The organism is Mycobacterium sp. E2327, from assembly GCF_001672675.1.
Classification (GTDB): domain Bacteria; phylum Actinomycetota; class Actinomycetes; order Mycobacteriales; family Mycobacteriaceae; genus Mycobacterium.
In genome coordinates this window covers 1-26,045 of record NZ_LZKE01000241.1, presented here as the reverse complement: position 1 = coordinate 26,045, position 26,045 = coordinate 1, and the positions used below count along the sequence as shown (strand labels likewise).

Below are 26,045 nucleotides of genomic sequence, written 5' to 3'. Positions count from 1 at the left end.
GGACAGTGCCCACCGAGCCCGGCGCCGGGCTCGGGGCGGCGCCGGGCTCGGTGGGCACTATCCCGGTCGCCGTCGCGCCGGCGCCGGGCCCGAACAGCCCGTTGAGGGCGTCACCCACCGTCGGGCCGTACCCGATCTTGTCGTTGTACATCATCGCCACCCGGATCAACCGCGGGTACGACGAGGCGGCGTCGCTGGCACCCGGCGAGGCGTAGACGGGTTCGACGTAGAGCAGGCCACCCTGGCCCACCGGCAGCGTGAGCAGGTTGCCCCACCGGATCCGGTTCTGGTTGTCGCGCCCGATGACGCCGAGGTCCTGGGAGACCGCCGGGTCGGTGGTGATCGCGTTGTTGGCCAGCTTCGGCCCATTGACCTGACCCGGGATGGTCAGCACGGTGATCTTGCCGTACGTCGCCGGGTCCGAGCTGGCGCTGATGTAGGCGGCCAGGTAGTCACGCTTGAACCGGTTCATCGCGCTGATCAACTGGTACGACGCCGAATTGTCGTTCTTGGCAATGTTTTTCGCGACGATGTAGTACGGCGGCTGGTAGCTGCTGGCGGTGGGGTTCGGGTCCAGCGGCACGTCCCAGAAGTCCGACGTGGAGAAGAACGTCACCGGGTCGTTGACGTGGTATTTGGCCAGCAGCATCCGCTGCACCTTGAACAGGTCCTCGGGGTAACGCAGGTGCTCGGAAAGCTCGGGGGTGATGTCGCTCTTGGGTTTCACCGTGCCGGGGAACACCTGCATCCAGGCCTTGAGGACCGGATCCGACTCGTCCTGCTGGTACAGCGTGACGGTGCCGTCATACGCGTCGACGGTGGCCTTCACCGAGTTTCGGATGTAGGAGACCTTCTTGTCGGGCGCCAGGCGGTTGAACGCCACCTCGGTGGAGTCGGCGGTCGCGGACTCCAGGGAGGTCAGCTCCGAGTACGGGTAGTTGTCCAGGGTGGTGTAGCCGTCGATGATCCACACCAGTCGCTTGTTCACGATCGCCGGGTACACCGCGCTGTCGGTGGTCAGCCACGGCGCCACCGCCTCCACCCGGCGCGCGGGATCCCGGTTGAACAGGATCTTGCTGTTGGAGCCGATCACGTTGGAGAACAAGAAGTTTCGCTCGGCGAACTTGGCGGCGAAAACACTGCGGGAGATCCAGCTGCCGATCGGCACTCCCCCGAGCCCGCTGTAGGTGTAGTTCTTGGTTTCGGCGCTGGTCTCGTAGTCGTATTCGCGGTCGTTGCCGTTCTTTCCGACGATCGCGTAGTCGGCGGACGTGTTGGAGATGACCGGCCCGTAGTAGATGCGCGGCTGGTCCAGTGGCGCCGGCCCGTCGGACACCACGCTGCCGTTGGCGCCGACGACGTTGACGAGGAACTCGGGGTAGCCGCCGTTTTGGTTGGGGTCGTTGGCTATTCCGCGCACCGTGTTGGCCGGCGACGCGATGAACCCGTTGCCGTGGGTGTAGACGCTGTGCCGGTTGATCCAGTCGCGCTGGTTGTCGATCAGCCTGTCCGGGTTGAGTTCTCGGGCCGCGACGACATAGTCGCGCAACGCCCCGTTGCGGTCGAGGTAGCGGTCGATGGACAGCTGGTCGGGGAAGAAGTAGAAGTTCTTGCCCTGCTGGAATTGGGTGAACGCCGGGCTGACGATCGTCGGGTCGAGCAGCCGGATGTTGGAGGTGGTCGCGCGGTCGGCCGCGACCTGCTGGGCGGTGGCCTGCCCGTCGCCGGTGTAGTTGCGGTAGCTCACCTGCTCGGACGTCAGGCCGTAGGCCTGGCGCGTCGCGGTGATGCTGCGGCTGATGTATTCGCTTTCCTTCTGCGCGGCGTTGGGCCGGACGCTGATCTGTTCGACGATCAACGGCCACCCGGCCCCCACGATCAGCGACGACAGCAGCAGCAGGACCAGTCCGATGGCCGGAATCCGCAAGTCGCGCAGCACGATTGCCGAGAACACCGCGGCGGCGCAGATCAGGGCGATCGCCATCAGGATCAGCTTGGCCGGCAGCACGGCGTTGATATCGGTGTAACCGGCACCGGTGAACGGCTTGCCGCCGCGGGTGTGCGACAGCAGCTCGTAGCGGTCCAGCCAGTACGCGACGGCTTTGAGCAGTACCAGCACGCCGACCAGGCTGACCAGCTGGATGCGCGCCGAGCGGCTCAGCGCCCCGGTGCGACCGGACAGCCGGATGCCGCCAAAGATGTAGTGCGCCAAGATGTTCGCCAGGAAGGCCAGGAACACCGCCACGAACATGTAGGACAGCAGCAGCCGGTAGAACGGCAGCTCGAACGCGTAAAACCCGAGGTCCTTGCCGAACTGGGGATCCCTGATACCGAACGTCCCGCCGTGGATGAACAGCTGGACCCGCACCCAGTAGCTCTGCGCGATGATGCCCGCCAGCAGGCCGACGGCCGCGGGGATCCCGATGCCCACCAGCCGCAGGCGCGAGACGACGACGGCGCGGTAGCGGGCCACGGGATCGTTGGTGTTGCTCGGCACGAACACCGGACGGGCGCGGTAGGCCAACGCGAGCCCGGTGAACACGATGCCGCCGACCAGCAGCCCCGCGACCAGGAACACCACGATGCGGGTGACCAGCACGGTGGTGAACACCGAGCGGTAGCCCAGCTCGCCGAACCACAGCCAGTCGACGTAGGCGTCGATCAGCCGCGGACCGGCGAGCAGCAAGACGATCACACCGAGTGCGATCAGGATCAGAATCCGGCTACGCCGAGTCAGCTTCGGCATCCGTGCGGTGGGCCGCATCCCCACTGGCTACGCTCCCTGATCTCGCTGCCCGGTGCTAGAGATTTTCTAGAACGGTCACAACTCTACGCATTGCCGGACGCCGGGTGTGGTCTGCTTGGGCGGTGCTGGAACACAGCGGACGCGCCGGGCCGACAGTTGCCAAGGCGGTGTGGACCGAGGCGGACTTCGATCAGATGAGCTGGCACGACTGTGCCGTGCACGCCGTTGCGGTCGAGCCCGCGCCGCCGCATCCCGGCCGGCTGCTCGTCGACCTGGACTACATCGTCGAATGGGTGCGCCCGTCGCCGCCTGAAGACGCCTTCAGCTTCTGGCTCTGCCCCGCCACCCTGGTGTTCGACGAGGCGTGGGACCTCGTCGGCAACGTCGACCTGCGGGGGTTCAGCTTCGAGTTGTCGCTCGAGGCGCTCGAGCGGTCCGGCCCCGACGAACACGATGCGTTCCGGTGGGCCCTCGTCGGCCACGAGTTCACCCTCGCGCTGTGCGCCACCGGTTTCACCCAATACCTGCGCCGCCCGCCCGTCCGCCGCCCGCAGCAGCGGCTCTCCGTCTCGGAACGAGGGGGGCTCAGCTTCGACCGGCACGGCTACCTGGGCTAGCAGCTCGGGGTCTGGCCGCCCGCCTTGATCGCGTGCAGCGCGTCCACCGCCTGGGCGAGGGTCTCGACCTTGACCAGGCGCAACCCGGACGGGTTGTCGGAGGTGGCCTCGTAGCAGTTCTTCGCCGGCACGAGGAAAACCGTGGCGCCGGCCGAGTGGGCGGCGGCCATCTTGTGGGTGATGCCGCCGATCTGACCGACCTTGCCGTCGACCGCGATGGTCCCGGTTCCCGCGATGAACGTCGACCCGGCGAGGTCGCCGGTGGTGAGCTTGTCGACGACGGCGAGGCTGAACATCAGCCCGGCCGAGGGCCCGCCCACATTGGCGAGGTTGAAGTCGACCGTGAACGGCGCCCACGGCGCGTCGAGCACCGCCACACCCATGAACCCGTAGTCGCGATCCTTGTTCGTTCCCAGCGTAATTTGGGCCGTGCCAATAGGCCCGGCCGGGTCATTTTTGCGGCGGTAGTCGATCGTCACGACCTGACCGGGCTTGGTGTTCTTCAGGAATCCGGTGAACTGCTCGACGCTGGCGACCGGGGTGCCGTTGACCGCGTCGATCGCGTCGCCGGACTTCAGTTTGCCGACCGACGGACCGGGGTCGGTGACGGTCGCGACGGTGACCGCGACCGGGTACTTCAAGAAGCCCAGCGCGGCGTAGGCGGCGCTGTCCTCGGACTGCTTGAAGTCGGCGTTGTTGGCCTTGTCGACGTCCTCGCGCGACTTGCCCGGCGGGTAGACGAGATCGCGCGGGATCAGCTGTTCCTGGCCCGAAAGCCACAGCGTCAGCGCTTCCCCGAGGGTGAGGTCGTCGCGCTGGGACACCGTCGTCATGTTGAGGTGGCCCGTCGTCGGGTGCGTCTCGGTGCCCTCGATCGCGACCACCTGCTTGCCGTCGACCTCACCGAGCGTGTCGAACGTCGGGCCCGGGCCCAGGGACACAAACGGCACCGTCACCACCGCGAGCAGCACGCCGAAGACGACGATCGGCACCAGCGCGACGATCAACGTGAGAATCCGCCTGTTCACGCGCCTACCCTATCCGGCGCCTGCTCAGGCTCGTTCAGCTACGAGCGTGACCACAGATGGCGCGTTGCGTGCCCACGGTGAGTACCGTTGACGTTATGCCTGACCTGCCATTCGGCTTCTCCTCCGGCGACGACCCGGAGCGTGAGAAGAAAGATCCCGGTTCCGGCTCGGGGGGATCCGACCCGCTGGGCGCCTTCGGCATGGGCGGGGAATTTGGCATGGGCGACCTGGGGCAGATCTTCACCCAGCTGGGCCAGATGTTTTCCAGCGCCGGCACCGTGATGGCCGGCGGCAAGTCGTCGGGGCCGGTGAACTACGAGTTGGCGCGCCGGGTCGCGTCGAGCTCGATCGGTTTCGTCGCGCCCATTCCGGCGTCGACGACCAAGGCGATCGCCGACGCGGTCCACCTCGCCGAGACCTGGCTGGACGGCGCGACGGCGCTGCCCGCGGGCACGTCGAAGGCGGTGGGCTGGAGCCCCAGCGACTGGGTCGACAACACCCTGGAGACCTGGAAGCGGCTGTGCGATCCGATGGCCGAGCAGATCGCGACGGTGTGGGCGTCCTCGCTGCCCGAAGAGGCCAAGAGCATGGCCGGCCCGCTGATGGCGATGATGTCGCAGATGGGCGGCATGGCGTTCGGCTCGCAGCTCGGCCAGGCGCTGGGACGGCTGTCCCGCGAGGTGCTGACGTCGACCGACATCGGCCTGCCGCTCGGCCCCAAGGGGGTGGCCGCGATCCTGCCGGACGCCGTCGACTCCTTCGCCTCCGGACTCGAACAGCCGCGCAGCGAGATCCTGACGTTCCTGGCCGCCCGCGAGGCGGCGCACCACCGGCTGTTCAGCCACGTGCCCTGGCTGTCCAGCCAGTTGCTGGGCGCCGTCGAGGCCTACGCCAGCGGCATGAAGATCGACATGTCCGGGATCGAGGAGCTGGCGCGCGACTTCAACCCCGCGTCGCTGTCGGATCCGGCGGCCATCGAGGAGTTGCTCGGGCAGGGGGTTTTCGAGCCGAAGGCCACCCCGGCGCAGAAGCAGGCGCTGGAACGGCTCGAGACGCTGCTGGCACTGATCGACGGCTGGGTGCAGGTGGTGGTCACCGCGGCCCTGGGCGACCGGATCCCGGGCACGGCCGCGCTCAGCGAGACGCTGCGCCGCCGCCGGGCCAGCGGCGGGCCGGCCGAGCAGACGTTCGCGACGCTGGTCGGCCTCGAGCTGCGGCCCCGCAAGCTGCGCGAGGCCGCGGCCCTGTGGGAGCGGCTGACCGAGGCCGCCGGGGCCGACGCGCGCGACGCCGTCTGGCAACACCCGGACCTGCTGCCCGGCGCCGAGGACCTCGACGAGCCGGCCGGCTTCATCGACCGCGTCATCGGCGGGGACACCAGCGGCATCGACGAGGCCATCGCGAAATTAGAGGAAGGCCCCGAGGCTGAAGGCTCTGCCGGCGGCAGCTGATTAGCTCGCGGCCGTTTGCTGGCGGTGCTACGTTGCACACCAGTCGAATGTCGGGCCGACTCTTTGCGAGCGAACATGGTCAGGATTGCCAGCGCGATGCGCACCGCCCTGGCGGGTGGCTGCATCGGTATGGCCGGCGTTTTGCTGGTATCGGGGTGCGGCGCGGCGCCGCCATCGACGCCTGCGGCGACGTCGTCGGCTACCCCCAGCTTCGGCAACCCGCCCGCGACGGCGAAAGCGACCGCAGACGGCGTGTACGGCGACCCGGATGCGGCGGCCAAGTACTGGGTGCAGCAGTCGCTGGAGGACACCTGCGGGCTGGCTTCGGTGGCCGACGTGGTCGGCGAGGTCACCGGCAACGCGCCGACGGAGAAGCAGATCATCAAGCTGGCCCAGAGCACGCCGTCGGTGATCCGCGACGGCCCGATCTACCTGCCCACCGGCGACCCGGGCCACGAGACCGACGCCGGCGGCATCGACATGGCCGACACGGTCGTGCTGCTCGAGCACTACGGCATCAAGTCGCGCATGATCTATGACACGCAGCCGGACCAGACCGGGTTGTCGGCGCTGGAGCAGTACCTCGGTTCCGGCCGCAAAGTGATCGCGTGGGTCAACGGCGGAACCATTTTGAACAGCGACGACCAGCGCACCTCGCCCGATCACTTGCTGGTGGTCACCGGCGTCGACACCAACAACGACACCGTTCACCTCAACGACCCCTATGCCGACCACGCCAACACGAAGGTCAGCATCAAGCGCTTCATGACCGCCTGGAAGGTCGGGCAGAAATCGATCGTCGTCACCGGCTGAAGGTGCGGCCGCGGCGCTGTGGATAACTGAGCCCGGGGTCGCCCGTCGGCCCGGCACTGTTTCCCGCCATCCCTCGGATCCTCGAAGTAGCCCTGCGGTGTGTCGGCATTATTGCCAGATCGAAGGACTTGACGTATGGTTCATCCGTACGCTCGATACTATAGGTATGCATTATTCGCCTAATGGTCTACCTAAGGTTTGGCGACGGAAGGAAGCCGATGAGTGCACTTTCACTAAGCACTGCAGTCCGCGACGAGTTTTCTCTTGGGCATGGCCTTACCTGGCGTGATCCGGACATCGACTGCACGCTGGTCGTTTCGCAGCCGTCGGCAGACCCTGACTTGTGGTCCGAGTATTCGGCTGGCGCCCAGTCCAGCTATCGCAGGCATGGTGTGGAGTGCGCTCTCGACATCGAAGCGCTGCGCAGCGGAGCCGACACCACCATGTTCTTCGCCGTCATCGATGATGACGGACGGGTCGTGGCCGGCGTGCGAGCCAAGGGCCCACTGAGGTCGATTGAGGATGCGCATGCGGTCGCCGAGTGGGCGGGGCAACCTGGCGAACAGGCCGTCCGAAATATGATCGCCGACCGCATCCCGTCCGGGATTCTGGAGATGAAATCGGCCTGGGCGGCCGAGAATTCGGACCGGAAACGTAGTCTTACCCGCGCTATAGCCCGCAGCGGTTTCCATATGATGGTCATCCTTGATTCGCAATTTTGTATGGCCACGGCCCCGACAACCATTCTGAATCGGTGGCGTTCTTCTGGCGGAGTGGTGGCCGCCATTCCGGCGACTCCCTATCCGGACGAACGCTATCGAACCAAGATGATGTGGTGGAACCGGCGTGATTTCTTTAACCACGCGGAACCAGATCAGATTGCCAAGACCATCGTCGAGACGAAGTACCTGCTCCACGAGTTATACCGCCGCGGTCGGGTCGATCCCGTTCATCCCAAGTGGATCACCACCAATCACAACCAACTAATCCGCCCTAGCCGTTCTGAGGTCGCCTGACATCCCCATCGTCGGGCGTCGAAAATCCCAATCCGAAAATCTCAAAGGTCTTGCAATGGATAACAACCCGGATGACGTCTGGATCATGTTCATTACGGATATCGAATCCCGCGACAAATTGCTCAGCTACAGCAGAGGGTCGCAATGGGAGGTGGATCCGAATACCGCCGCGGCGCTGATCTTGGTGGGCGCAGCGGTGAGGTCGCCCACGCCCACCCAACCACAAGAGGGACCCGTCAATGGGGTCAATGGGGTTAATGGGATTGTGGGGGTACCCGCAGCGTCTGTCGAGAGCCCCTGACGTTCGTTGGCCACAACCCGCAAGCGGTTGGGTGCCGGTGGGCCTGTGGATGGTTGAGCGCGGCTCTAGCCGCCGGCCTGGCACATTCTCAACCCATGACCCAGGCCGCCACGGTTTCGCTGTATGCGCTGGACCCGGCGATGCCGGTGCTGCTGCGGCCCGACGGCGCCGTGCAGGTTGGCTGGGATCCGCGCCGCGCCGTGCTGGTCCGTCCGCCGTGCGGCCTGGCCGCGGCCGAGCTGGCCACGCTGCTGCGGTCCATGCGCTCGCCGGTGCCGCTATCCGAGCTGCGGCGCCAGGCCGTCGACCGCGGATTGCAGGACGGTGACGGCCTGACCCACCTCGTCGCGCAACTCGTGCGGGCGGGCGTCGCGACCCAGTGCCGGCGGTCGCGGGGCCGGTCGGCATCGATCCGCGTGCACGGCCGCGGCCCGCTGTCCGAGCTGCTCGTGGAATCGCTGCGCTGCTCGGGGGCCCGGGTCGCGCACAGCAGCCAGCCGCACGCCGCGGTCTCTCCCGGCAGCGTCGACCTGGTGGTGCTGTCGGACTATCTGGTCGCCGACCCACGCGTGGTGCGCGACCTGCACGCCCGCGGCGTCCCCCACCTTCCCGTTCGCGTCCGCGACGGCACCGGCCTGGTGGGCCCGCTCGTCATCCCCGGCGTGACCAGCTGTCTGGGATGCGCCGACCTGCACCGCAGCGACCGCGACGCCGCCTGGCCGGCCATCGCCGCCCAGCTGCGCGACACCGTCGGCGTGGCCGACCGGGCCACCCTGCTCGCGACCGCGGCCCTGGCACTCAGCCAGGTGAACCGGGTGATCGCGGCGGTGCGCGGCCAGGAGGCGGTGCCCGACCCTGCGCCGCCGCCGGCGCTCAACGCGACGTTGGAGTTCGACCTGGGCGCCGGCTCGATCGTCGCGCGCCAGTGGACCAAGCACCCGCTGTGCTCGTGCTAGCCGAGCCGCCGCGTGCAAAGACAACCTATGGTCCGGATCACCGGCCCCACGCGCCGAGCGTCGTGGATGATGGAGACGTGGCAGACATCAAACGCGGCCGCGCTGCGCGCAACGCGAAGCTGGCCAGCATCCCCGTCGGCTTCGCCGGCCGGGCGGCGCTGGGCTTCGGCAAGCGGCTGACGGGCAAGTCCAAGGACGAAGTCCAGGCCGAGATGCTCGAGAAGGCCGCCAACCAGTTGTTCACGGTGCTGGGTGAACTCAAGGGCGGGGCGATGAAGGTCGGCCAGGCCCTGTCGGTGATGGAGGCCGCCATCCCCGAGGAGTACGGCGAGCCCTACCGCGAGGCCCTGACCAAGCTGCAGAAGGACGCCCCGCCGCTGCCCGCCGCCAAGGTGCACCGGGTGCTGGACGCCCAGCTCGGCACCAAGTGGCGGGACCGATTCAGCTCGTTCGACGACACCCCGATCGCCTCGGCCAGCATCGGCCAGGTGCACAAGGCGGTGTGGTCCGACGGCCGCGAGGTCGCCGTCAAGATCCAGTACCCGGGCGCCGACGAGGCGCTGCGCGCCGACCTGAAGACCATGCAGCGGATGGTCGGCGTCGTGAAACAGCTCTCGCCGGGCGCGGACGTCCAGGGAGTGGTCGACGAGCTGATCCAGCGCACCGAGATGGAGCTCGATTACCGGCTGGAGGCCGACAACCAGCGCAAGTTCGCCAAGGCGTATCACGACAGCCCGCACTTCCTGGTGCCGCACGTCGTGGCCAGCGCGCCGAAGGTGGTGGTCCAGGAGTGGATCGAGGGGATCCACATGGCGGAGATCATCCGCAACGGGACCCGCGAGCAGCGCGACCTGATCGGCACCCGGCTGCTGGAGCTCACCTTCGACGCGCCGCGCCGGCTGGGCATGCTGCACGGCGACGCCCACCCCGGAAACTTCATGCTGATGCCCGACGGCCGGATGGGCGTCATCGACTTCGGTGCGGTCGCGCCCCTGCCGGGCGGCTATCCCGTCGAGCTCGGGATGACGATCCGATTGGCGCGCGACAAGAACTACGACCTGCTGTTGCCGACCATGGAGAAGGTCGGCTTCATCCAGAAGGGCCAGCAGGTGTCGGTCCGCGACATCGACGAAATGCTGCGCCAGTACGTCGAGCCCATCCAGGTCGACGTCTTCCACTACACCCGCAAGTGGCTGCAGAAGATGACCCTGGTTCAGATGGACCGGTCGGTTTCGCAGATCCGGACGGCCCGGCAGATGGACTTGCCGCCGAAGCTGGCGATACCGATGCGGGTCATCGCGTCCGTCGCCGCGATCCTCTGCCAGCTCGACGCGCACGTGCCGATCAAGGCGCTGTCGGAGGAACTGATCCCCGGCTTCGCCGAGCCCGACACCGCCGTCGTCTGACGCGGTTTCCTAAGCGGCGACGACATCTTTGCGGGGCCGACCGCGCGGCCGTTTGCGGCTGACGATCGAGCCCCGCTCGAAGATCTCGCCGCCCCACACACCCCACGGCTCGGCCCGCTCCAGCGCCGCCGTCAGGCACTGGCGCCGGACCGGGCAGCCCGCGCACAGCGTCTTCGCTCGCTCGAGATCGGCCGGCGCCTCGGCGAACCAAAGGTCGGGATCGTCGACGTGACAAGGCAATTCCGTCAGCCTCGGTCTCGGGACTGGCAGTGCCGACATGTCCTGTTCACCTGCTTCCTGGTCGGGTTTCCTTCGCGGTGATCCGGACCAGGCTGGGAGGCTTCCCAAATGACTGTGGCCACGGATCCTGGTGACTTCGGGTCCGTGGCCATCTGGGCAAAACCGGGCTAGTTAGGTATAGCCCCGATTCACGGACGCGTCGGTCGCGGCGGCGACGCGGTGCTTCACCGCGGCCGCCGGCACGGCGGCATGGGCGGCGTGGGTGGTGGCCTTGGAGCGGCCTTCAGCGAGCGCCGAGGCGGCCACGCATACACCGAACGCGTTGGTAATCATCGGGGCGGGCCTCCTCTCAGCTGGCAGCGTTATGCGGTTTCGAGGGTAAATGGTAGCGGACACCGCGCACAACCGATTTTCTGACCTGCGGATTCGGCGTCCTCAGCGGGCCTGCCGGACCAGCTCGAGCACGTCGGGCCCGTACTGTTCGAGCTTGCGCGCGCCGATGCCCGGGATCGCGATCAGCGCCGTCTCGTCGTCGGGAAGCAGCTCGGCGATCGCGATCAGGGTGTTGTCGGAAAAGACGATGTACGGGGGCATCTTCTGTTCGGTGGCGATGTTCAGCCGCCACGCCTTGAGCTTGAGCAGCAAGTCCTCGTTGACGTCGCCGGCGCACGTCGTGCAGCGCCGCAGCATGATGGCCGCCGGGGTGGTCAGGTTGTTGTTGCAGATCCGGCAGCGCGTCGCCGCCGCGCGGTTGCGCCGGGTCTTGTTTGGCGCGGCGTCGGCGCGCGTCTGCGGCGCGATGCCGTTGAGGAACCGCGACGGCTTGCGGCTCTGCCGTCCGCCGGGGCTGCGGGCCAGCGCCCAGCTGAGCGCAAGATGTATTCGCGCCCTGGTGATTCCGACGTAGAGCAGCCGGCGCTCCTCCTCGACGGCCTCACTTTCGGGGCCATGCGCCAGCGCGTGCGAGATCGGTAGCGTGCCGTCGGCCAACCCGACCAGGAACACCGCGTCCCACTCGAGCCCCTTCGCCGCGTGCAGCGAGGCCAGCGTGACGCCCTGGACCACCGGCGGGTGGCGGGAGTCGGCGCGCATCCGCAGCTCGGCCAGCAGCCCGGGCAGGTCGAGCTGCGGGCGCTGCGCCACCTCGTCGTCGACCAGCTCGGCCAACCCCGCCAGCGCCTCCCAGCGATCCCGGGCCCGGGCGCCGGTCGGTTCCTCGGCCGTCAGGCCCAGCGGCTCGAGGATCGCGCGGACGACCTCGGGCAAGGGGGCCGCCGGATCTGCGTCGCCCCGGCCAGCCGCGCGCTGCAGCGCCAACAGCGCCTGCTTGATCTCCTGACGGTTGAAAAACCCCTCGCCGCCGCGGATCTGGTAGGTGATGCCGGCCTCGGTCAGCGCCTCCTCGTAGACCTCGGATTGCGCGTTGACCCGGTAGAGAACCGCGATCTCCGATGCCGCCGTGCCGGATTCGATCAGCCGGGCGATCGATTTGGCGACCGCGGCGGCCTCGGCGGTTTCGTCGGGGTGCTCGTGAAACGAGGGCACCGGGCCGGGCGCGCGCTGGCCGGACAGCTGCAGCTTGCTGCCGGCGACGCGGCCCCGCGCGGCGGCGATCACCTGATTGGCCAGCGACACCACCTGCGGCGTGGACCGGTAGTCGCGTTCCAGGCGCACCACGGTGGCATCCGGGAACCGCCGCGAGAAGTCGAGCAGGAACCGCGGCGTGGCCCCGGTAAACGAGTAGATGGTCTGGTTGGCGTCGCCGACGACGGTCAGGTCGTCGCGGTCGCCCAGCCAGGCCGCGAGCACGCGCTGCTGCAGTGGGGTGACGTCCTGGTACTCGTCGACGACGAAGCAGCGGTAGCGCCCGCGGAACTCGTCGGCGACGGCCGCGTCGTTCTCGATGGCGGCGGCCGTGTGCAGCAGCAGATCGTCGAAGTCCAGCAGCGTCACCGATTCGTCGCGGACCTTGAGCGCCTCGTAGGCGTCGTAGACGGCGGCGATCTGCTTGGCGTCCATCGGGACGTCCCGGCCGGCGTCGGCCACGGCGGGCGCGTACTCCTCGGGGCCTATCAGCGACGCCTTGGCCCATTCGATCTCCCCGGCGAGGTCGCGGACGTCGTCGGTGCTGACGTTCATCCGGCAGCGGCTGGCCGCGCGGGCGACGACGGCGAACTTGCTGTCGAGCAGCTGCCAGCCGGTGTCGCCGACGACGCGCGGCCAGAAGTACCGCAGCTGGCGGTGCGCGGCGGCGTGGAAGGTCAGGGCCTGCACGGCGCCGACCCCGGGACCCGCGTGCCCGGCGTTGGCGAGCGTGCGCAACCGGGAGCGCATCTCCCCCGCCGCACGCTGAGTGAACGTGACCGCCAGGACCTGGCCGGCCGCGACGTGACCGCCCGCGACGAGCTGGGCGATGCGGTGGGTGATGGTGCGGGTCTTGCCCGTTCCGGCGCCCGCGAGCACGCAGACCGGTCCGCGGGGCGCCAGCACCGCTTCGCGCTGCTCGTCGTCCAGCTCGGCGGTCAGTGCGTCGGCGACCATCGGCATGGCGTCCATCTTGTCAGCGATGGCCGACAAACCGGGTGCGGCGCCACGTGTGAATCGGGTCGCTTCGGAATTCGTGGCCCGCTCCGATACGTTGAAATCAACATGTCTTCGCTGACCATGTACACGACCTCCTGGTGTGGCTTTTGCCACCGGCTTAAGACGGTGCTGCGCTCCGACGGCATCCCCTACGACGAGGTCGACATCGAACATGACCCGGCGGCGGCGGAGTTCGTCAGCTCGGTCAATGGCGGCAACCGGACGGTCCCGACGGTGAAGTTCGCCGACGGGTCGACGCTGACCAACCCGAGTGCGGCCCAGATAAAGGCGAAGCTGGCCGAAGTCGGCTGACGGGCCTCAGTCGAGCACGGCCCAGGATTCGATGATCACCCGGGCGATCGATATCGAGCCGGGCAGCAGGAGTTCGGAGTCTGAGGCGCTGCTCCAATCGCCGACGGCGAGCGCCGCGCGCACCTCGTCGCGGGTGAACCATCGCGCCTCGGCGATCTCGCCGTCGTTGAACGAGAACTCCTCGCTCGGGTCGCCCACGGCATGGAAGCCGACCATCAGCGAGCGCGGGAACGGCCACGGCTGGCTGCCCAGGTAGCGCACGTCGCGCACGGTCAGGCCGATTTCCTCCCGGATCTCCCGGGCGACGCACACCTCGAAGGACTCGCCGGCCTCGACGAACCCGGCGAGCAACGAGAACATCCGCTCGGGCCACACCGCCTGGCGGGCCAGCACCGCGCGGTCGCCGCCGTCGTGGACGAGACAGATGACCGCCGGGTCGATGCGCGGGAACTCCTCGTGGCCGGTGACCGGGTTGACCCGCGCCCAGCCGCCCCGCGCCGGGCGCGTCGGTGAGCCGTCCACCGCGCTGAACCGCGCGCTGTCATGCCAATTGAGCAGCGCGATGGCCGACGACACCAGTTGGCTGCTGGTGTCGTCGAAGATCGGGCCGAGGCTGCGCAGGTTCAGCACCTCCGTCTTGACGTCGGGGTCCTGGGGCGCCTGCAGCGCGGCGCGGACGGCCCAGACATGGCGGCCGCCGTCGATGCGGCCCAGGAACACCGCGTCGGGCGGCGGCTTGTCGCCCAGTGCGGACGCGGCGCCGAGTACCACCCGGCCGTCGGCGACCAGAACTTGGTTGCGCGAATCCACCCGCAGCAGTGCGGCATCCGCCCATCCCGCCGTCGCGGCGTCGACGTCGGTGCGTAGCTGGTCGGCGCGGTCGGCGCCGACACGCGACAGCAGCGGGACACTCTGCAGTTGGAAGTCCACGCTAAGCCTCCTGGTGTCGACCCGCTGCGCCCGGCTTCGCCGCGCTTGCGATCGCCACGCGCCTAGTGCCCCGCGTGCCGGATGTAGAGCAGCCGGTCGGTGGCCTCGATCGCGTCCACCTCGGGGGCGCCGATGCGCAGCAGGTGGCCGTCGCGCACCACGCCGATCACGATGTCGCGCAAATGCCTTGGGGAGCCACCGATTTCGGTCTGCTCGACCTCGCGTTCGGCGATGGCCAACCCGGCGTCGGGGGTCAGCAGGTCCTCGATCATCTCCACCACGCTGGGCGTGCTGGTGGCAAGGCCGAGCAGCCGGCCGGCGGTTTCCGAGGAGACCACCACCGAGTCGGCGCCAGACTGCTGCAACAGATGCTGGTTCTCGGCCTCGCGGATGGACGCCACGATCTTGGCCTTGGGCGCGATCTCCCGCGCCGTCAGCGTCACCAGCACGGCGGTGTCGTCGCGGCTGGTGGCGACGACGATCGACGCCGCGTGCTGCGCGCCGGCCAGCCGCAGCACATCGGACCGCGTGGCGTCGCCGCGGACGGTGACCAGCCCGGCCGTCGCGGCGTGCTCGAGGGCGGACGGATCCATGTCGACGACGACGACCTCGCCCTGCGAGGCCTCGTCGCCGAGGATCGCGCCGACCGCCGTTTTGCCCTTGGTGCCGTACCCGATCACGATCGTGTGATTGCGCACTTTGCTCCTCCAACGCTGAATCTTCCACGCCTGCCGGGACCGCTCCGAGAGCACCTCGAGCGTCGTGCCGACCAGCACCGCCAGGAACGCGATCCGCAGCGGGGTGAAGACCACCGTGTTGACCAGGCGCGCGGTTTCCGAGTAGGCGGTGATGTCGCCGTAACCGGTGGTCGACAGCGACACCGCCGAGAAATACAGGCAGTCCAGGAACGTCAGTGGCGCGCCACGCACATCGCGGTAACCGCCGCGATCCAGGTACACGACGACGGTGGCGGCCAACAACACCAGCAGCGCGATCGCGACCCGGCGGGTGATGACGCGGGTAGGGCTCGCGGGGTCTTCCGGGATGCGCAGCACGCCGACCAACTGGTGACCGGGCTGGGCGGTCAGGGTTTCGTCCAGGCCGCTGAGTTTGCGCGCCCTACCGTTGCCCACGAGTCCTATGTAACCACGCTGACGAGCGTGCCATCAGGTGGACGGTCGCCGAGCAACGCGGCCAACTCGTCGGGATCCGGCAGTTCCTCGGGCGTCACGGTGGCGCCGGTGCGCACGTAGTAGAACGCAGTGCGCACCGACGACTCCGGGAGTTGCGACAACGCCGCCCAGGCCAACCGGTAGACGGCGAGCTGGACCGCGGCCTGCCGCATGGCTTCGGGCCCGCGCGGGAGTTCGCCGGTCTTCCAGTCGACGACGATCGCCCCGCCGTCGGGGTCGGCGAACACGGCGTCGATGCGGCCGCGCACCACGGTCTCGCCGATCGGCATCTCGAACGGCACCTCGACGGCCACCGGCGTGCGCGCCGCCCACTCCGATTTGGCGAACGCTTCCTGCAGCGCGGCCAATTCGCGGGTGTCGCCCACCTCGGAGTCGGCCGCGCCAGGCAGGTCGCCGAGGTCGAACAGCGAGTCGGCGCCGTAGAACCGCTGGACCCATGCGTGAAAGGCGTTGCCCAGCAAGGCATGCGGATCCGGGCGGGTGGGCAGCCGGTACACCAGCCGCTGGGCCGCGGCCACCGGGTCACGCGCGAGGTCCACCAGGCCGCTGACCGAGACCTGGCCGGGCAGGCCGTGCGCGGCCGGGCCGCCCGCCCGCGCCCGTTCGGTCAGCAACGCGTCGACGTCGGCCGCCCACCCATCGACGTCGGCACCGGTCTCGTCAGGATCGCCCGCCATGGCCGCGGTCACCAGCGCGGCCCCGGCTTCGACGGCGCCGCGCCGCGCGGCCAACGGGTCGGCGGGCCAGACCGCCTCGACGACGTTGTCGCGCAGGGGATTTCGTTCGCCATCGGCGGGATCGGGTGCCCAGTGTTCCACGACTCCGCACGGATCGCCGTCGGCGGCCGAGCGGTCGATGATGTCCTTGAGCTCGCAGAGGAACTCCGACGGGCCGCGCGGTTTGACGCCGGTGGATCCCCATTGATGGCCGGACACCAGCAGCGTGTCCTCGGCCCGGGTGATCGCCACGTACAGCAGCCGGCGTTCCTCGTCGACGCGCCGCTGCTCGAGTTGGCGGCGGTGCTCGAAGATCTTGTCCGACAGCTGCTTTCGATTCGTGACGTCCGACGTGTCCAGCACCGGGACGCCCAGCGAGCCCGCCGAGGCGCGGTCGCCGCGCAGCAGCGGCGGCAGCTCGGCGGCGTCGGTGAGCCAGCTACTGCGCGACGCGGTCGACGGGAAGATGCCGCCGGACAGGTGCGCGACCGCGACGACCTGCCACTCCAGACCCTTCGCCGAGTGCACTGTGAGGATCTGGACGCGGTCGCGCGCGACCGCCGACGGGGCGGGCGCCAAACCGTTCTCCACGGTCTCGGCGACGTCGAGGTAGGCCAGCAGGCCGGCGACCGATGCCGTCACCTCGTCGGTCGCGATCCGTGTTCGCTCGGCGTAGCGGGCGACGACGTCGGCGAAGGCGTCGAGGTGTTCGGCGCCGGTCCAGCCGGCCGAGATCGGCGCGCCGGCGCGGACTTCGCAGTCGACACCCAGCGCGCGGCGCACCTCGGCGACCAGGTCGGGCAGCGAATGACCGAGGTGGCCGCGCAGGGCGCGCAGCTCGGCGGCCAGCGCGCTGATGCGCCGATAGCCGGTGGCCGAGTACGCGCCGGCCGGGCCGGGATCGCTGATCGCGTCGGCCAGGCAGGCCGTATCGGGGTCGGGCCCGGCCGCCATCGCGATCGACTCGGGCGACGCAGGGTCCGAGCGTTCCCCGGCCAGGGCCAGCGCGCGCTGCCACAGCGCGGCGATGTCGCGTCCGCCGAGGCGCCAGCGCGGGCCCGTCAGCACCCGCATGGCCGCCGCGCCGGCCGTCGGGTCGGCCACCAGCCGCAGCATGGCCACCACGTCGGCGACCTCGGGGATGGACAACAGGCCGGCCAAACCCACCACCTCGACCGGGATTCCGCGCGCGCGAAGCGCGTCGGCGATGGGCGCCGCGTCGGCGTTGCGGCGCACCAGGACCGCGGCCGTCGGCGGGCCGGCGCCGTCGCCCTCGGCCTGCCGGTACCGCTGCTGGATCTGGTCGGCGATCCAGTCGCGTTCGGCCGCCACGTCGGGCAGCAACGCGCAACGGACCGTGCCGGGCGGGGCGTCCGGGCGGGGGCGCAGGGCGCGCACGGCCACCGACCGGCGCCGCGCCTCGGCAGAGATGGCGTTGGCCACCCGCAACGCGCGCGGCGGGTTGCGCCAGCTGGTCCGCAGCTCCAGGACCGGTGCCGGGGTGCCGTCGGAGCGGGGGAAGTCGGTGGAAAACCGCGGCAGGTTGGTCGCCGAGGCGCCGCGCCAGCCGTAGATCGACTGAATCGGGTCACCGACGGCCGTCAGCGCCAGCCCGTCGTCGACTCCGCCTCCGAATAGCGCCGAGAGCGCGATTCGCTGGGCATGCCCGGTGTCCTGGTACTCATCGAGCAGCACCACCCGGTACCGGTTCCGCAGCTCCTCACCCACCTGTGGGAAGGCCACCGCCAGCCGCGCGGCCGACGCCATCTGCATGCCGAAGTCCATCGCCTTCGCGGCGTGCATCCGCTCGTGCAGCGCGTCGAGCAGCGGCACCAGCTCGGCGCGCTCGGTCTGGGTGGCCAGCAGCCGCAGCAGCCACTGGCTGGGCCCGCGGTCGCGCTGGTAGGGGCCCGCCGGCAGCGCGTGGATCAGCCGTTCCAGCTCGACGTGGGTGTCGCGGAGCTGCCCGGTGTCGACGAGGTGCTCGGCCAGCTGTCCCCACAACCGCAGCACCATCGAGGTCACCGCGGCCGGTGTCTTGTCGGTGCGCAGCTCCCCGCGGTACCCGCTGACGACGTCGAAGGCCAGCTGCCACAGCTCGGTCTCGCCGAGCAGCCGGGTATCCGGCTCGACCGGCAGCAGCAGGCCGTGGTCGCGCAGCAGCGCGCCGGCGAAGGCGTGGTAGGTGCTGACCGTCGGGCTGCCTTCCGGGTCGAGCGACGCGCCCAGACCGATGCCGGCCAGCCGCGCCAGGCGGGAGCGGACCCGGCGCAACAGCTGGCCGGAGGCCTTGCGGGTGAACGTCAACCCGAGCACCTGCCCGGGTGCGGCGTAACCGTTGGCGACCAGCCACACCACCCGCGCCGCCATCGTCTCGGTCTTACCGGCGCCGGCCCCCGCGATGACGACCAGCGGCCCCGGCGGCGCGGCGATGACGGCGGCCTGCTCGTCGGTGGGAGGGAAAAGGCCCAGCGCACAGGCCAATTCGGCCGGGGTGTAGCGGGGGCTCACGACGCCGCCCCGTCGACGTGGGCGGGGCAGCACCGCCGGATCGGGCAGTGCGTGCAGCCGTCGTTGCGCCGGGCGATGAACTGCGGCCCGGCCGTCGCGTCGGCGGCCCGCCGGACCAGGTCGCGCCATTCGTCGCGGGCCGCCGCGGTCAGCGGATCCTGCTCGCGCACGGTGGCGCCGCCGGCTCCCGTCTTGCCGATGTAGACCAGCCGCGCGCCGCCGGGCTCTTCGCCCGCGTCAATCATGCCCTCGGCCACCGCGAGCTGATACATCGCCAGCTGCGCGTGTTGTTGGGCGTCGTCCTTGCTGACGGGCGACTTGCCGGTCTTGATGTCGACGATCACCAGCCGGCCCGCCGCGTCGCGTTCCAGCCGGTCGACCCGCCCGCGCAGCCGGATCTCGCCGCCGTCAGCGCGCGGCTGCGTCATCGTCCCGTCGAGGCCCACCTCGACGCCGACCTCGGTCAGCTCGCCGCGGGTCTGCGCCCGCCACGCGACGAACGCCTCGACCATGGCGCGGTGGCGGGCCAGCTCGTTGGCCGAATGCCACCGCGCCTCGAACGGCAGGTGTCGCCACGCGCGGTCCAGCTCGGCGAGCAGTTCCGATTCCGTTTTGGCCGGTTCGGCGATCAGCGCGTGCAGCACCGAGCCGATGGTGGAGCGCAGGTCCCGCGCGTCGGTTCCGCCGTGCCGCTCGGCCAGCCAACGCAGCGGGCAGTCGTTGAGCGCCTGCAGGGTCGACGGCGTCAGCGTCACCGGGTCGGCGGCGGACCGCAACGGATCGGTGGTGCTGACCGGGATCAGGCCGTGCCAGCCGGCCGGGTCCGCGCCGGGCACGCCGGCCTTCGCCAGCCGCGCCAATTGCGTTGCCGCGCAGCGGCGCACGGCGTCGTCCACGGCTCCGTCGGGCGCGCATACGACGCCACGCAGGCGGCCGACCAGCGCCGCCGCGGACAACACCCGGGGCGCCGAGACCGGTTGTGCCGCATCGGGATCGCCGTCGGACCACTGCGCGATTTCGGAGAAGAACGCCGAGGGCAGCGCGGCGTCCCCGTCCGTCCCGTCCGCGTCGCTGTCCACCGCCGTCACCAGCAGCCGGCGGCGCGCCCGGCCCATGGCCGCCACCAGCAGCCTGCGCTCCTCGGCCAGCAGCGGAGCGCGCACCGAGGCGTCCGCGGTGACGCCGTCGAGCGCATCGAGCAGCCGCTGCGTGTTCAGCACGCCGCCGCGCGGAACGGTATTGGGCCACAACCCTTCCTGCAGGCCGGCGATGATCACGAAATCCCATTCGTGTCCCAGCGCGGCATGGGCGCTGAGCACCCTGACCTGCTCCGCCTGCGACACCGGCTCGGGGTTGGCGCCGGGCAGCTGCAGCGCGGCGACGTGCTCGACGAGCCCGCGCAGCGACGCGCCGGGCGTGCGGGACACGTACTGGTCGGTGACGTCGAACAGGGCGGTCACGGCCTCGAGGTCCCGGGTGGCCTGGGCGCCGGCGGGGCCGCCGCGCTCGCTGGCCGACAGCCAGCGGCGCTGCAGGCCGGACCGATGCCAGGCGGCCCAGAGGGTGTAGCGCGGGTCTTGGCCCTCGCCGTGGCAGCGCGCGGCCGCGTCCAGGACGGCCCGCACCCGACCCAGCGCGCGGGCGTGCGGCCCAGGCAGGGGCGCGTCGCCCCGCAGGGCCGCGACGAGCAGGCCGCCGACGTCGTCAGGCGCACGATCGGCGTTGGCGCGCCGCAGGGTTCGGCGCAGTTGCCGCAGCGACACCGGGTCGACGCGGCCGATGGGTCCGGTCAGCAACGCCAACGCCTGCTCGCCGTTGAGCCCGTCCGCGGTGGCCGCCAGCGCCGTGAGCAGCGCACGCGCCGCCGGCTCGTCGGATAGCGGTCCGCTTGACGCGGGCGCGGCCACCGGGACGCCGGCGGCGGCCAGGGCGCGCGGCAACCGCGCCCCGGCGCGGGGCACTGACCGCACGATGACGGCCATCTGCGACCACGGAATCCCGTCGATCAGGTGGGCACGCCGCAACGCGTCGGCGATCAGGGCCGCCTCCGCATGCGCCGACGCGGCCAGTCGGGCGGTGACCGATCCCTCGTCGGGCCCGACGCCCTCGATGCACCTGCCCGCGCCGCCGCCGGGCAACCGGCGCGCGATGCCGCTGACGGCGCGCGCGACGGCGGGCGCGCAGCGATGGGATGCCGCGAGCGTCACCGCCGGTGAATCGTCGGTCAACAGCCCCGATGCCTCGCCGCCCCGGAAGCCGAACACCGCCTGGTTGGGATCGCCGGCGACCAACGTCACCTCGGTGCCGGCGGCCAGCACCCGAACCAGGCGGGCGGCCTGCGGGTCGAGCTGCTGGGCGTCGTCGATCAGCAGGACGCGCACCCGGGCGCGCTCGGCCGCCAGCAATTCCGGGTCGACGGCAAACGCCTCCAGCGCGGCCCCGACCAACTCGGCGGCGCCGAGCGCCGGCGAGGTCGCCTGCGGCGCCGCCGTCCCGACCGCCGCGCGCAGTAGCATCACCTGCTCGTACTGCCGCGCGAATTGGCCGGCGGCGGTCCATTCGCCACGCCCGCGCAGACGTCCCAGCCGCTCCAATTCCTGCGGGTCGACGCCCCGTTCGGCGCAGCGCGCCAACAGGTTTCGCAGCTCGGTGGCGAAGCCGGCGGTGGCCAGCGCGGGCCGCAGGTGGGACGGCCACGCGCTCGCCGCCCGGGGGCCGTCTTCGAGATCGCCGGCCAGCAGTTCGCGGATGATGGCGTCCTGTTCGGCGCTGGTGAGCAGCCGCGGGGGCGGATCGCCGGCGCGCTCGGCGGCCCGGCGCAACACCGCGTACGCGTAGCTGTGCACGGTGCGGACCAGCGGCTCGCGCACCGCGGCGCGGCCCGCGGCATTACGCGATCGCAGCAGCGCCGTCGTCAACGCGCTGCGCGCCCGCGGCCCCATCCGCCCGGAACCGGTAAGCAGCAGAACCGATTCCGGATCGACACCCGAGCCGATCTGGGCGATGGCGGCGTCGACCAACAGGCTGCTCTTGCCGGTGCCGGGCCCGCCCAGGACACGCACCCGTCCGCGCAGGCCGGGCGCCAGCACGGCGCGGGCCTCGTCGTCCCAGGTGTATGACATGGCTGCATGCAATCACGAGGGTCTGACAGCTTCCGGGATACTGGACCCGAGAAGCCGACACGCGAGGAGGGGATGGATGAGCAACGGTCCCGATGACGTGGTGCCCGAGGCGGACGCGGCCGAACAGCGCCTGGCCCTCGACCCAGAGGAGGAGGCCGGCCTGGACACGGCCTACCTCGGCGCCGCCGCAGATCGCGATGCCAACGAGGCGGACGTCATCGAGCAGGCGTACATCGTCCCGGTCGACGACGACTGGGACGACTCCGCCGGGTGACCGCCGACCTGCACGTGCACCGTTACGGCCCGGGTGGTCCGGTGCGGATGCTTGCCCTGCACGGGCTGACCGGTTACGGCGGGCGCTGGCAACATCTGGCCCGCTACCTGCCCGAAATCGCGATCGCCGCACCGGATTTGCTCGGCCACGGTCGATCGTCCTGGGCGGCGCCGTGGACCATCGACGCCAACGTCTCGGCGCTTGCAGCGCTGCTCGACGACACAGCCGCCTCTGAAGGCGGGGCGCCGGTGCTGGTGGTCGGGCACTCGTTCGGCGGGGCGCTGGCGCTGCAATTGGCCGCGGCTCATCCGGACCGGGTGGCGGCGCTGCTGCTGCTCGACCCAGCGGTCGGGCTGGACGGAGGCTGGATGCGCGACATCGCCGAGGCGATGTTCTCCTCCCCCGACTACCGCGGCGCCAGGGAGGCCCGCATGGAGAAGTCCGTCGGTTCCTGGTCGGACGTGGACCCCGCCTGGCTCGACACCGAGATCGACGAGCATCTCATCGAGCTGCCCAACGGGCGTTACGGCTGGCGCGTCAGCATGCCGGCCATGATGTCGTACTGGAGCGAGCTGGCCCGGGAGGCCGCGCTGCCGCGGGCCGGAACCGCGACGACGCTCGTGCGGGCCAAGCAGACGTCGCCGCCGTACGTCAGCGACGAGTTGATCGCGGCACTGCACGGGCGCCTCGGCCCCGATTTTCGGCTGCTGGATTTCGACTGCGATCACATGGTGTCGCATTCCCGGCCCACCGAGGTCGCGGCGTTGATCCGCGAGCTGCTGGAAGACCACTGACCGTGGCGCCGGTGACCGACGAGCAGGTCGAGCGGGTGCGCGCGCTGGTCGCGGCGATCCCCTCCGGGCGGGTCGCCACCTACGGCGACATCGCCTCGGTCGCAGGGCTTTCCAGCCCCCGTATCGTCGGGTGGGTGATGCGGACCGACTCCTCGGACCTGCCCTGGCACCGGGTGATCACCGCGTCCGGGCGCCCCGCGCGGCACCTGACCACCCGGCAGCTGGAGCTGCTGCGCGCCGAGGGCGTGCTGGCCCACGACGGCAAGATCGCGCTGGACGAGGTCCGCTACGAGTTCCCGCGCGGGAGTTAGCGGCGACTGGGCCGTCCAGTGTGCGCTCACGGCTTTGAGTGTGAGTCCACGGTGCAGATTTCGCGGATCTACCGCCCCCCACACATACTCAGAGCCGTGGGTTCACACTCACGCGAGTGACTAAGGCTAGAGCACCAGCCGGACCAGGGCCGCCGTGCGGGCCAGGCCCGGGAACGCCTCGGCCGTCGACCGCGGGTGCAGCGCATGCACCGCCAAGCGAAACATCAAGGCCCGCAACAACATCTGCGGCCACTCGGGCAGCGCGTTCCAGCGCTCGATGAGCCCGTCGTCGGCCTCGCCCCAGGACAGCGCGTCGACGACGACGACGCCCGCCGCCCACGACGCGGGCCGCCAGTAAGGGGTGATGTCGGTGATGCCCGGCGCCGCGGTTCCGATGAAAAGCACTGTGCCGTAAAGGTCTCCGTGGACCAGCTGGTTGGGGCTCTTGGTCGGCTTGCGCAGCGTGGCGAGCTGGTTGATCAGCTCGACCGACTTCTCGGCGTCCGACGACGGCGGTGCCGTGCGCGCGCCCGGCGGCACCGACGCCAGCGGCCGTTCTTCCCACGCGGCCCGGTCGGCGGCGATGAAGACGTCGACGTCGCCCCACGGCGCGGTCGGGCCCTGGGTCAGGAAGCGGGGGCGTTCCAGCTTGCCGGTCGCCTCGTGCAGGCGCACCGCCGCCGAGACGACCTCGTCATGCCGCGGCTCGGGCGTCCCCGCAACGAAGGTGTCGGCCCGCCACCCGGACACCACGTAGCGCCCGTCGGTGGAGCGAACCGGCCGGGCCAGCCGGACGCCGTCGACGAACAACGTCTCGCGCACCCGGGCCGACCAGGCCGCGCGGGCATGGTCGGCGACGATCGACAGCACGACCTCGCCGCACCGCCAGCCGCCTTCCCAGCTTGCCCCCAGCGGGATGGGCTTCACGCCCGTCAAACCAAACGCCGCCAGCACATGCTCCGGCGGTGGCTCGACTGTCACACCGGTAGCGTAATGGAGCCGATCGGCGGTATCGGGTCAGTACATCACCATGTCGGGCTGCATCTGTTGGGCCCACGCCACGATGCCGCCCTGCAAATGCACCGCGTCCGAGAATCCGGCTTTCTTCACCGCGGCCAGCGCCTCGGCCGAGCGCACGCCCGTCTTGCAGTACAGCACGGCCTTGCGGTCGTGAGGCAGCTGCGCCAGGCCCTCACCGGAGCTGATCAGCGACTTCGGGATCAGCTGGGCGCCGTCGATGTGGTTGATGTCCCACTCCACCGGCTCGCGGACGTCGATCAGGGCCAGCTTGGTGCCGGAGTCCAGCAACGCGCGCAACTCTTGCGGGGTGATGGCCGACCCGCCGGCGTTGACGTCCGCGGGCGCCCCGCCACAGAACTCCTCGTAGTCGGCGAGCCCGGTGATCGCGGGCGCCGTCGGGTCCTTGCGGATGCGGATTGTGCGGTAGCTCATCTCCAGCGCGTCGTAGATCATCAGCCGGCCCAGCAGCGACTCGCCGATCCCGGTGATCAGCTTGATCGCCTCGGTGCCCATCACCGACGCGATGGACGCGCAGATGATGCCCAGCACCCCGCCCTCGGCGCAGGACGGGACCAGCCCGGGCGGCGGCGGCTCCGGATAGAGGTCGCGGTAGTTCAGGCCGCGCTTATTGCCGGCCTCATCGGCCGGCGCGTCCTCCCAGAACACCGACACCTGGCCCTCAAAGCGATAGATCGACCCCCACACGTAGGGCTTGCCGGCCAGCACCGCCGCGTCGTTGACCAGATACCGGGTGGCGAAGTTGTCGGTGCCGTCCATGATCAGGTCGTACTGGCGGAACAGCTCGACCGCGTTGCGCGCCTCCAGCCGGAACTCGTGCAACCGCACGTCGACCAACGGGTTGATGGCGGCGATCGAGTCGCGCGCCGACTGAGCCTTGGACCGCCCGACGTCGGCGACGCCGTGGATGATCTGGCGCTGCAGGTTGGACTCGTCGACGACGTCGAAGTCGACGATGCCGAGGGTGCCCACGCCCGCCGCGGCCAGGTAGAGCAAGGCGGGGGCGCCGAGCCCGCCGGCGCCGATCACCAGCACCCGGGCGTTCTTCAGCCGCTTCTGACCGTCGACGCCCAGGTCGGGAATGATCAGGTGGCGGCTGTAGCGGGCCACCTCGTCGCGGCTCAGCTGGGCTGCGGGCTCGACCAGCGGCGGCAGTGACGTCTCGGATGTCGACACCGGACAACTCCTCGGTAGCTTCTCTTTTCCATCACAGCAGTTGGGCCAAGCAACGGCAAACAAGCACGGTCGCTTCCCGGCCGGACTCCCGCGAACGCCGCGCTGGCGTGACGCTCGAGGCCGAGGGTCACGCTGGCGTGACGCTCGAGGCCCGAGTCAGGCGATCGGATACGGCCAGGGGTTGAACCGGCAGGCGCGGGTGTTCATCAACGAGGCCCGCTGGGTGCGCGGCGCCGTGCCCTTCGAGGGCGACGTCGGCTCGTATCGGCAGTACGTGATCAACCACGAGGTCGGCCACGCGATCGGGTACGTGCGGCACGAGCCGTGCGAGCAGCAGGGCGGCCTGGCGCCGGTGATGATGCAGCAGACGTTCTCCACGTCGAACGACGACGCCGCCAAGTTCGACCCCGATTTCGTCAAGGCCGACGGGAAGACCTGCCGGTTCAACCCCTGGCCGTATCCGATCGCCTGACTCGGGCCTCGAGCGTCACGCCAGCGTGACCCTCGGCCT

The 26,045-nt window shown here is 70.2% G+C and carries 21 protein-coding genes and 1 pseudogene; 11 read left to right on the top strand and 11 right to left on the bottom strand.

All coding sequences use genetic code 11. The annotated features are described in order from the left end of the window. Positions 1 to 2,770: UPF0182 family protein (locus A5712_RS27605; protein WP_068112932.1), on the bottom strand; the 2,770-nt coding region annotated here is incomplete at its 3' end. A 98-nt stretch (positions 2,771 to 2,868) separates the two neighbouring features. Between A5712_RS27605 and A5712_RS27600 the strand changes: the two genes are divergently transcribed. Then, entirely contained in the window at positions 2,869 to 3,363 is a 495-nt protein-coding gene (locus tag A5712_RS27600; RefSeq protein WP_082973698.1) for a hypothetical protein, read from the top strand. Here A5712_RS27600 and A5712_RS27595 read toward each other — a convergent pair. Then, positions 3,360 to 4,391, bottom strand: coding sequence for a PDZ domain-containing protein (locus A5712_RS27595; protein ID WP_068112915.1), 1,032 nt, complete (start codon positions 4,389 to 4,391; stop codon positions 3,360 to 3,362). The genes A5712_RS27600 and A5712_RS27595 overlap by 4 nt on opposite strands. A 77-nt stretch (positions 4,392 to 4,468) precedes the next feature. Between A5712_RS27595 and A5712_RS27590 the strand changes: the two genes are divergently transcribed. The 5 genes from A5712_RS27590 (at position 4,469) to A5712_RS27570 (ending at position 10,334) form a co-directional block, all read left to right on the top strand. Continuing rightward, the gene (locus tag A5712_RS27590; RefSeq protein WP_156766805.1) at positions 4,469 to 5,842 is read left to right on the top strand and encodes a zinc-dependent metalloprotease; all 1,374 of its coding nucleotides are present in this window, start codon (positions 4,469 to 4,471) and stop codon (positions 5,840 to 5,842) included. A 75-nt stretch (positions 5,843 to 5,917) separates the two neighbouring features. Then, entirely contained in the window at positions 5,918 to 6,655 is a 738-nt protein-coding gene (locus A5712_RS27585; RefSeq protein WP_082973697.1) for a C39 family peptidase, read from the top strand. A gap of 218 nt (positions 6,656 to 6,873) precedes the next feature. Continuing rightward, positions 6,874 to 7,671: a hypothetical protein gene (locus A5712_RS27580; protein WP_197519516.1), complete on the top strand. Its 798-nt coding sequence runs from the start codon at positions 6,874 to 6,876 to the stop codon at positions 7,669 to 7,671. Between the two features lie 396 nt (positions 7,672 to 8,067). Continuing rightward, positions 8,068 to 8,928 carry a cyclodehydratase gene (locus A5712_RS27575; RefSeq protein ID WP_068112904.1) on the top strand — a complete coding sequence of 287 codons (861 nt, stop codon included), beginning with the start codon at positions 8,068 to 8,070 and terminating at the stop codon, positions 8,926 to 8,928. A 62-nt stretch (positions 8,929 to 8,990) separates the two neighbouring features. Continuing rightward, positions 8,991 to 10,334 (top strand): AarF/ABC1/UbiB kinase family protein, encoded by a 1,344-nt coding sequence (locus A5712_RS27570; RefSeq protein WP_068112902.1) that lies wholly within the window; start codon positions 8,991 to 8,993, stop codon positions 10,332 to 10,334. 9 nt (positions 10,335 to 10,343) lie between these two features. Here A5712_RS27570 and A5712_RS27565 read toward each other — a convergent pair whose 3' ends face one another. The 3 genes from A5712_RS27565 to A5712_RS27560 all read right to left on the bottom strand — a co-directional run bounded on the left by A5712_RS27565 (position 10,344) and on the right by A5712_RS27560 (position 13,121). Further along, the gene (locus tag A5712_RS27565; protein ID WP_068112899.1) at positions 10,344 to 10,613 is read right to left on the bottom strand and encodes a WhiB family transcriptional regulator; all 270 of its coding nucleotides are present in this window, start codon (positions 10,611 to 10,613) and stop codon (positions 10,344 to 10,346) included. A gap of 132 nt (positions 10,614 to 10,745) precedes the next feature. After that, a complete protein-coding gene (locus tag A5712_RS32785; protein ID WP_197519515.1) occupies positions 10,746 to 10,907 on the bottom strand; it encodes a hypothetical protein in 162 nt (53 codons plus the stop codon). Between the two features lie 102 nt (positions 10,908 to 11,009). Further along, the gene (locus tag A5712_RS27560) at positions 11,010 to 13,121 is read right to left on the bottom strand and encodes an ATP-dependent DNA helicase UvrD2 (RefSeq protein ID WP_197519514.1); all 2,112 of its coding nucleotides are present in this window, start codon (positions 13,119 to 13,121) and stop codon (positions 11,010 to 11,012) included. A gap of 102 nt (positions 13,122 to 13,223) precedes the next feature. Between A5712_RS27560 and mrx1 the strand changes: the two genes are divergently transcribed. Next, entirely contained in the window at positions 13,224 to 13,469 is a 246-nt protein-coding gene (gene mrx1, locus A5712_RS27555) for a mycoredoxin Mrx1 (protein ID WP_068112896.1), read from the top strand. A gap of 6 nt (positions 13,470 to 13,475) precedes the next feature. Here the strand turns inward: mrx1 and nudC are convergent, their stop codons facing one another. The 4 genes from nudC to A5712_RS27535 form a co-directional block, all read right to left on the bottom strand. Next, positions 13,476 to 14,399, bottom strand: a complete 924-nt coding sequence (nudC, locus tag A5712_RS27550) for an NAD(+) diphosphatase (protein WP_068112893.1) — start codon at positions 14,397 to 14,399, stop codon at positions 13,476 to 13,478. 62 nt (positions 14,400 to 14,461) lie between these two features. Further along, positions 14,462 to 15,532 (bottom strand): TrkA family potassium uptake protein, encoded by a 1,071-nt coding sequence (locus tag A5712_RS27545; protein ID WP_068112891.1) that lies wholly within the window; start codon positions 15,530 to 15,532, stop codon positions 14,462 to 14,464. Positions 15,533 to 15,537: 5 nt separating this feature from the next. Next, positions 15,538 to 18,819, bottom strand: coding sequence for an ATP-dependent DNA helicase (locus A5712_RS27540; protein WP_068112919.1), 3,282 nt, complete (start codon positions 18,817 to 18,819; stop codon positions 15,538 to 15,540). Beyond that, the gene (locus A5712_RS27535) at positions 18,816 to 21,941 is read right to left on the bottom strand and encodes an ATP-dependent DNA helicase (RefSeq protein WP_068112888.1); all 3,126 of its coding nucleotides are present in this window, start codon (positions 21,939 to 21,941) and stop codon (positions 18,816 to 18,818) included. Before A5712_RS27535 ends, A5712_RS27540 begins: the two co-directional genes overlap by 4 nt. Before the next feature lie 76 nt (positions 21,942 to 22,017). On the opposite strand from A5712_RS27535, the gene A5712_RS27530 reads away from it, so the two are divergent. The 3 genes from A5712_RS27530 to A5712_RS27520 are packed head-to-tail and all read left to right on the top strand — an operon-like array spanning position 22,018 to position 23,320. Continuing rightward, complete coding sequence (locus tag A5712_RS27530) at positions 22,018 to 22,215, top strand: hypothetical protein (RefSeq protein ID WP_068112885.1); 198 nt, start codon at positions 22,018 to 22,020, stop codon at positions 22,213 to 22,215. After that, positions 22,212 to 23,009, top strand: a complete 798-nt coding sequence (locus A5712_RS27525; RefSeq protein ID WP_068112882.1) for an alpha/beta fold hydrolase — start codon at positions 22,212 to 22,214, stop codon at positions 23,007 to 23,009. Before A5712_RS27530 ends, A5712_RS27525 begins: the two co-directional genes overlap by 4 nt. 2 nt (positions 23,010 to 23,011) lie before the next feature. After that, positions 23,012 to 23,320 (top strand): MGMT family protein, encoded by a 309-nt coding sequence (locus tag A5712_RS27520; RefSeq protein WP_068112879.1) that lies wholly within the window; start codon positions 23,012 to 23,014, stop codon positions 23,318 to 23,320. Between the two features lie 126 nt (positions 23,321 to 23,446). Here the strand turns inward: A5712_RS27520 and A5712_RS27515 are convergent, their stop codons facing one another. Both A5712_RS27515 and moeZ read right to left on the bottom strand, forming a co-directional pair. After that, positions 23,447 to 24,301, bottom strand: a complete 855-nt coding sequence (locus A5712_RS27515) for a TIGR02569 family protein (RefSeq protein ID WP_068112877.1) — start codon at positions 24,299 to 24,301, stop codon at positions 23,447 to 23,449. Positions 24,302 to 24,337: 36 nt separating this feature from the next. Next, a complete protein-coding gene (moeZ, locus tag A5712_RS27510; RefSeq protein ID WP_068112873.1) occupies positions 24,338 to 25,534 on the bottom strand; it encodes an adenylyltransferase/sulfurtransferase MoeZ in 1,197 nt (398 codons plus the stop codon). Between the two features lie 178 nt (positions 25,535 to 25,712). On the opposite strand from moeZ, the pseudogene A5712_RS27505 reads away from it, so the two are divergent. Beyond that, positions 25,713 to 26,006 (top strand): annotated as a pseudogene (locus A5712_RS27505) (DUF3152 domain-containing protein); the annotation flags it as partial. Between the last annotated feature and the right edge of the window lie 39 nt (positions 26,007 to 26,045).

Bases quoted from the DNA above. Each gene is read 5' to 3' on its own strand.
- A5712_RS27535 (WP_068112888.1), bottom strand. From the start codon at position 21,941: ATGTCATACACCTGGGACGACGAGGCCCGCGCCGTGCTGGCGCCCGGC.
- A5712_RS27530 (WP_068112885.1), top strand. From the start codon at position 22,018: ATGAGCAACGGTCCCGATGACGTGGTGCCCGAGGCGGACGCGGCCGAA.
- A5712_RS27580 (WP_197519516.1), top strand. From the start codon at position 6,874: ATGAGTGCACTTTCACTAAGCACTGCAGTCCGCGACGAGTTTTCTCTT.
- mrx1 (WP_068112896.1), top strand. From the start codon at position 13,224: ATGTCTTCGCTGACCATGTACACGACCTCCTGGTGTGGCTTTTGCCAC.
- A5712_RS27575 (WP_068112904.1), top strand. From the start codon at position 8,068: ATGACCCAGGCCGCCACGGTTTCGCTGTATGCGCTGGACCCGGCGATG.
- A5712_RS27565 (WP_068112899.1), bottom strand. From the start codon at position 10,613: ATGTCGGCACTGCCAGTCCCGAGACCGAGGCTGACGGAATTGCCTTGT.
- A5712_RS27560 (WP_197519514.1), bottom strand. From the start codon at position 13,121: ATGCCGATGGTCGCCGACGCACTGACCGCCGAGCTGGACGACGAGCAG.
- A5712_RS32785 (WP_197519515.1), bottom strand. From the start codon at position 10,907: ATGATTACCAACGCGTTCGGTGTATGCGTGGCCGCCTCGGCGCTCGCT.
- A5712_RS27585 (WP_082973697.1), top strand. From the start codon at position 5,918: ATGGTCAGGATTGCCAGCGCGATGCGCACCGCCCTGGCGGGTGGCTGC.